Below are 5,565 nucleotides of genomic sequence, written 5' to 3' on the forward strand. Positions count from 1 at the left end.
GGACCCGCCCTCGCCGGAACCGCCGGCCGCCGCCGCGTGCCGCGCGCTCGCCGGGCGCCTGCCCCAGGTGCTCGACGGCGCCGAGCGGACGGAGTCGGACCCCCCGTCACCGTACGTCGCAGTGTGGGGGGCCGGGGAGATCGGGCTGCGCTGCGGGGTGCCGCGCCCGGCGAACATGGCCGCCACCGACCAGGTGCCGGTGGTCGACGACGTGGCGTGGTTCGCCGACCCCGTCCGGCCCGCGCTGTTCACCGCGATCGGGCGGGCGGCCTACGTCGAGGTGACGATCTCCCGCGAGCACGCTCCGGAGAGCGTGCTCGTCGAACTCGCGGTCCCCGTCAAGGCGGCGCTACCGCAGACCGGGTGAACGCTCCAGGGCGAGCCGGATCATCCGGTCCACCAGCTCGGCGTACGGCAGGCCGGTGGCCTCCCACAGCTGCGGCGCGGCCGACATCGCGGTGAAGCCCGGCATCGTGTTGATCTCGTTGAGCAGCAGCCTGCCGTCGTCGGTGCAGAAGAAGTCGACCCGGGCCAGCCCCTCGCAGCCCAGCGCCTCGAAGGCCCGCACGGCCATGGCCCGCAGGTCCTCGGTCAGCTCGCCCGGCAGGTCCGCCGGCACGACCAGGGACATGTCGTCCCCGACGTACTTGGCCTCGAAGTCGTAGAACTCGTGGTCGCCGTGGACCAAGATCTCCCCCGGGAGGCTGGCCCGCGGCGGCTCGTCCCCCAGCGACTCCAGCACGGCGCACTCGATCTCCCTGCCGGAGATCGCGGCCTCGACCAGCACCTTGGGATCGTGCTCGCGGGCCAGCTCGACGGCCCGCTCCAGCTCGTCGAGGTTCGCGGCCCTGGAGATGCCCTGGCTCGACCCGCCCGGGCCGGCTTGACGAAGACCGGCCAGCCGAGCTCCTGGACCTCCTTGAGGATCCGGTCCCGGTCCACCCGCCAGTCACGGTCGCGGATCGTGACATACGGTCCCACGGGCAGCCCGGAGGCCGCCAGCACCATCTTCATGTAGGCCTTGTCCATGCCGACCGCGCTGGCCAGCACGCCGGAGCCGACGTAGCGCACACCCGCCATCTCCAGCAGGCCCTGGATGGTGCCGTCCTCGGCGAACGGGCCGTGCATGACCGGGAAGACCACGTCCACCTGCCCGAGCTCGACCGGGACGCTGGAGGCGTCATAGGCCACCAGCGGGCCGCCGCCGGACGGCAGCACGAGCTCCGTCCCCCGGGCGTCCACGGACGGCAGCTCACCGCTCTCGATCGCGTAGCGCTGGTCGCCGGAGGCGAGCACCCACCGCCCGTCCCGGGCGATCCCGATGGGGATCACCTCGTATCTGGAGCGGTCGATCACCTCCAGCACGCTGCCGGCTCCGAGGATGGAGACGGCGTGCTCGGAGTTGCGGCCACCGAAGAGAATCGCCACCCGTGGCCGAGGTGTGTGCTGCTCGCTCATGATGACCGAATCTACCCCCTCTGGGAGGTGAATCCGGTTGTCAGACGCGCCTATCTCCCCGAAGTGAGCAGGGAGTCGAGCGCCCTGGTGACGTCCACGATGAGATCCTCGGCGTCCTCCAGCCCGATCGAGAACCGCACGGCCCCCGCGTCGTTCCCGGCGCCCTCACCGGGCCGGTGCCCCAGGGAGGCGGTGCACACGGCTTTGGTGCGCGTACCGCCCGCCGAGGAGGCGGCCGAGACCAGCCGGAGCGCACCGGCCAGCCGCACGCCCGCGTCGTGGCCGCCGTGCGGGGTCACCGTCACGCAGGCGCCGTACCGGGTGCCCTCCGGGCCGGAGTCGAACAGGTGCCTGGCGAGCCGGTGGCCGGGGTGGCCGGGAAGACCGGGGTAGTCGACCCGGCGGACCGCGGGGTGCTTGGCCACCGCCGCGGCGAACACCATCGCGGTGGAGCACATGCGGCGCACCCGCAGCGGCAGCGTCTCCAGGCCCCGGCGGAGCAGGAAGGCGTCGTCCGGGGAGAGCTCGGCCCCCGTGTCGACGCGGACCCGGCGGAGCCGGGCGATCAGGTCGGGACGGCCCACGACGACGCCGCCGGTGCAGTCGTCGTGCCCTCCGAGGTAGGTGGTCGCGGAGTGCACCACGAGGTCGGCGCCGTGCTCCAGGGGGCGGCACACGACCGGCGTGGCGAAGGTCGAGTCGACCACCAGGAGGGCTCCGGCGGCGCGGGCGATCCGGTAGAGGCCCCGGACGTCGGCCACGGCCGCCGACGGGGTGGAGAGCGTCTCCGCGTATATGATCTTCGTGCTCCGCCGGACCGCGGCGCTCACCCGGCCGAGATCGGCGTAGTCGACGAAGTCCGCGCTCACCCCGAACCTGGACAGCACGTTCGTGAGGAGCGAGTGGGTCCGGTCGTGGACCGGGGCGGGGGCGACGACGTGCGCCCCCGAACGCAGGAAGGTCATCAGCACCGCGTTGACCGCGGCCGTCCCCGAGGCGAAGGCCTGGCCCGCGACGTCCTCGGGCGCGGCCGCGCCCTCCAGGGAGGCGACGGCCGCGGCGAAGGCGGCGGTGGTCGGGTTGTCGGCGCGGTCGGCGGCGTCCTCCCCCGGCGCTCCGGACCGCCGGGCGGATCGGTGCGGCTCCACGCGGAGCTGCGCCACACCGGCAGGCCGAGGGGGCTGCCCGGAGGACTCACCGGGGCCGGCAGGTGCGCCGAGCGGGTGTTCTCGCCCCGCTGCCGGCGCGCGGGGCGGTTCACACGCCGTACCGTTCGGGTTTGGGGGTCCGGGACATCAGCAGCATCGCGGCCTCGCGGGGAGGCATGCCGTCATGGACGACGGCCACCACGACCTCGGTGATCGGCATCTCCACGTCGTGCTTTCTGGCCAGTTCGAGGACCGACTCGCAGGACTTGACGCCCTCTGCGGTCTGCTTGGTGGCGGCGACGACCTCGGCCAGGGTCATGCCCCGTCCCAGATTCTCACCGAAGGTGCGGTTCCGGGACAACGGTGAGGTGCAGGTCGCCACCAGATCGCCCATCCCCGCCAGCCCCGCGAACGTGTGCGGGTCGGCGCCGAGCGCCGCGCCGAGCCGGGAGATCTCCGCCAGCCCGCGCGTCATGAGCATCGCGCTGACGTTGTCGCCCATCCCCATGCCCGCCGAGACCCCGACCGCGAGCGCGATGACGTTCTTGACCGCCCCGCCGAGCTCCACGCCGACCACGTCGGGGTTGGTGTAGGGGCGGAACCACGGCGGCAGGTGGCAGGCCGCCTGCAGCCGCTCCATGGCCCCCTCGTCGGGACAGGCGACCACCGTCGCGGCGGGCTGGCCGCGGACGATCTCGCCGACCAGGTTGGGGCCCGACACCACCGCGACCCGCTCCGCCGGCACCTCGGCGACCTCGCAGATCACCTCGCTCATCCGCTTGGTGGTGCCGAGCTCGATGCCCTTCATCAGGCTCACCAGGACCGCGTCGTCCGGCAGGTCCGGCTTCCACGCGGTCAGGTTGCCGCGCAGGGTCTGCGAGGGCACGGCCAGCACCACGAAGTCGGCGCCGTCGAGCGCCTCGGCCGGCTCGGTGGTGGCGCGCAGCGTCTCGGGAAGCGCCGTGCCCGGCAGGTAGTCGGGGTTCTCATGCCGGCGGTCGATCGCCTCGACGATCTCCGGGCGCCTGCCCCACAGGGTCGTCCGGGTGCCCGCCCCGGCGAGGATCATCGCGAAAGTCGTGCCCCATGAACCCGTCCCGAACACGGCAGCCTTGGTCATTTCATCACCGTACGCCGAAGTCAGCCGTGAGAGGGCCTCTTGAACGGGACATCGGGCGCCTTCTGCCCGCGCAGCTCGGCCAGCTGCGGTGATCGCCGCCATGATGTCGGCGGTCGCCGCGCGCAGCGTCTCGGCTCCGGGCGGCCGCCCGCCGAGCCCTTCACGGTACTTCGACAGGTCCACCGGGGGCCCGACCTGCACGCGGAACGTCTTGCGGGGCAGGAGGCGGGGCCGCCTGCTGCCGTAGGGCAGGATCTCCTGCGCGCCCCAGTGCGCCACCGGGATCACCGGCACCCCGGTCTCCAGGGCCAGCCGCGCCGCGCCCGTCTTGCCCTCCATGGGCCAGAAATCCGGGTCGCGGGTACAGGTGCCCTCGGGGTAGAACATCACGCACGCCCCCTCGCCGATCCGCTCCCGGGACGCCTCCAGCGAGCGGGCCGCCTCCGCGCTGCCCCGGTAGACGGGGATCGCCCGCATCGCCCGCACCATACGGCCGATCACCGGCACCGTGAAGAGCCCGGACTTGGCCAGGACCACCGGCCAGCGCCCGTGGTCGTACAGGAAGTGCGCGACCAGGAAGGGGTCCACCCACGACAGGTGGTTGGTCACCATGATGACGGCGCCCTCGCGCGGCAGCCGCTCCGCGTGCCGCCACTCCTTCTTCACCAGGAGCCACGAGACCGGTTTGACGATCACGACGGCCACCGCGACCCAGAACCCGGTCGGCCATCCGGGGCGTCTCATCGGCTCCTCCATGCACTACGGGGGTATCGTCTCGAGTCTTCCGGTTGGCTCCGGAGGCTGTCGAGACGGAATGCTTAAGGGTATGCCTCCTTCCGCAAGCCCGGACTGGACCCTCGTCGTGCCGGTCAAGACCCTCGTCGCGGCCAAGACCCGGCTGTCCGAGGCGGCGGGCCCGCATCGCGCCGCGCTGGCCGTGGCGATCGCCTGCGACACCGTCGAGGCCGCGCTGAACTGCGTCTTCGTCGCACGCGTCGTGGTGGTGACGGGTGACCCGGTGGCGGCCGAGGCGCTGTCCGGAGTGGGCGCCCACGTGATCGGCGACCCGGAGGCGGGACTCAACGCGGCGCTGCGCCACGGCGCGGGCGAGGCCGTACGGCTGGCGCCCGGCGACGCGGTCGGCGCGCTCCAGGCCGACCTCCCGGCCCTGCGCCCCGCCGAACTGGCGCTCGTGCTGGCCGACGCGGCCGAGGTCGACCAGGCGTTCCTGCCCGACGCGGCCGAGGTCGGCACGACCTTCTACGGCGTGCGTCCCGGCATCCCGTTCACCCCGGGGTTCGGCGGCGCCTCCCGCGACCGCCACCTGCGGCGCGGCGCCAAGGAGCTCCGCCCGGCCGGGGTCGACTCGGTGCGCCGGGACGTGGACACCCCCGGCGACCTGCGCGCCGCCCTCGCCCTGGGCACCGGCCCCCGCACCCGGAGGGTCGCCTGGCTCATCGGGGAGGGGCCTCCGGGCGGAGGGGCTGCCGGAGCCTGAGGATCCGCCGGGACGTCAGCACCGGCAGGTGGGCCAGGGCGATGCCGGCCGCGGCGATCCACAGGGCCGTCCGGGCGTCGGACAGTTCCCCCAGCACCCCGCCGAGCAGGCCGCCGAGCGGCGCCGCCCCCCACATCAGGAACCGCATGCTGGCGTTCATCCGACCGAGCAGGCGCTCCGGGGTGATCCGCTGGCGGTAGCTCAACTGGTTGATGCTGAACACCGCCGCGCCCACCCCGTTGAGCGCGTTGCCGAGGGCGAACGGCGCCAGCGCCCAGCCCCGGCCGGCCAGCGGAGCGAGCAGCACGGCCGCGGCGGCCAGCGCGGCCAGCGGCAGGGCC

General features: G+C 73.7%; 4 protein-coding genes and 3 pseudogenes. 2 read left to right on the top strand and 5 right to left on the bottom strand.

Features of this window, described 5'->3' with window-relative positions:
* A partial coding sequence (locus tag ACWJ6R_RS28925; protein ID WP_449065265.1) for a DUF3515 family protein occupies positions 1-367 on the top strand: 367 nt, incomplete at its 5' end.
* Here ACWJ6R_RS28925 and ACWJ6R_RS28930 read toward each other — a convergent pair.
* From ACWJ6R_RS28930 to ACWJ6R_RS28945, 4 genes and pseudogenes are all read right to left on the bottom strand, one after another.
* Positions 350-1,458 (bottom strand): annotated as a pseudogene (locus ACWJ6R_RS28930) (D-alanine--D-alanine ligase family protein). The gene ACWJ6R_RS28925 and the pseudogene ACWJ6R_RS28930 sit on opposite strands and share 18 nt — an antisense overlap.
* Before the next feature lie 50 nt (positions 1,459-1,508).
* Positions 1,509-2,621, bottom strand: a complete 1,113-nt coding sequence (locus ACWJ6R_RS28935; protein WP_449065266.1) for a trans-sulfuration enzyme family protein — start codon at positions 2,619-2,621, stop codon at positions 1,509-1,511.
* A gap of 94 nt (positions 2,622-2,715) precedes the next feature.
* Positions 2,716-3,726: an NAD(P)H-dependent glycerol-3-phosphate dehydrogenase gene (locus tag ACWJ6R_RS28940; protein ID WP_068897584.1), complete on the bottom strand. Its 1,011-nt coding sequence runs from the start codon at positions 3,724-3,726 to the stop codon at positions 2,716-2,718.
* A gap of 330 nt (positions 3,727-4,056) precedes the next feature.
* Positions 4,057-4,482, bottom strand: a pseudogene (locus ACWJ6R_RS28945) (lysophospholipid acyltransferase family protein); the annotation flags it as partial.
* Between the two features lie 58 nt (positions 4,483-4,540).
* On the opposite strand from ACWJ6R_RS28945, the gene cofC reads away from it, so the two are divergent.
* Positions 4,541-5,224: a 2-phospho-L-lactate guanylyltransferase gene (gene cofC, locus ACWJ6R_RS28950; RefSeq protein ID WP_449065267.1), complete on the top strand. Its 684-nt coding sequence runs from the start codon at positions 4,541-4,543 to the stop codon at positions 5,222-5,224.
* On the opposite strand, the pseudogene ACWJ6R_RS28955 reads toward cofC, so the two are convergent.
* Positions 5,181-5,565: pseudogene (locus ACWJ6R_RS28955) on the bottom strand (hypothetical protein); the annotation flags it as partial. The gene cofC and the pseudogene ACWJ6R_RS28955 sit on opposite strands and share 44 nt — an antisense overlap.

Source organism: Planomonospora algeriensis (assembly GCF_977012225.1).

Excerpts from the sequence above, each read along its gene's own strand:
- ACWJ6R_RS28940 (WP_068897584.1), bottom strand. The coding sequence starts at position 3,726 with ATGACCAAGGCTGCCGTGTTCGGGACGGGTTCATGGGGCACGACTTTC.
- cofC (WP_449065267.1), top strand. The coding sequence starts at position 4,541 with ATGCTTAAGGGTATGCCTCCTTCCGCAAGCCCGGACTGGACCCTCGTC.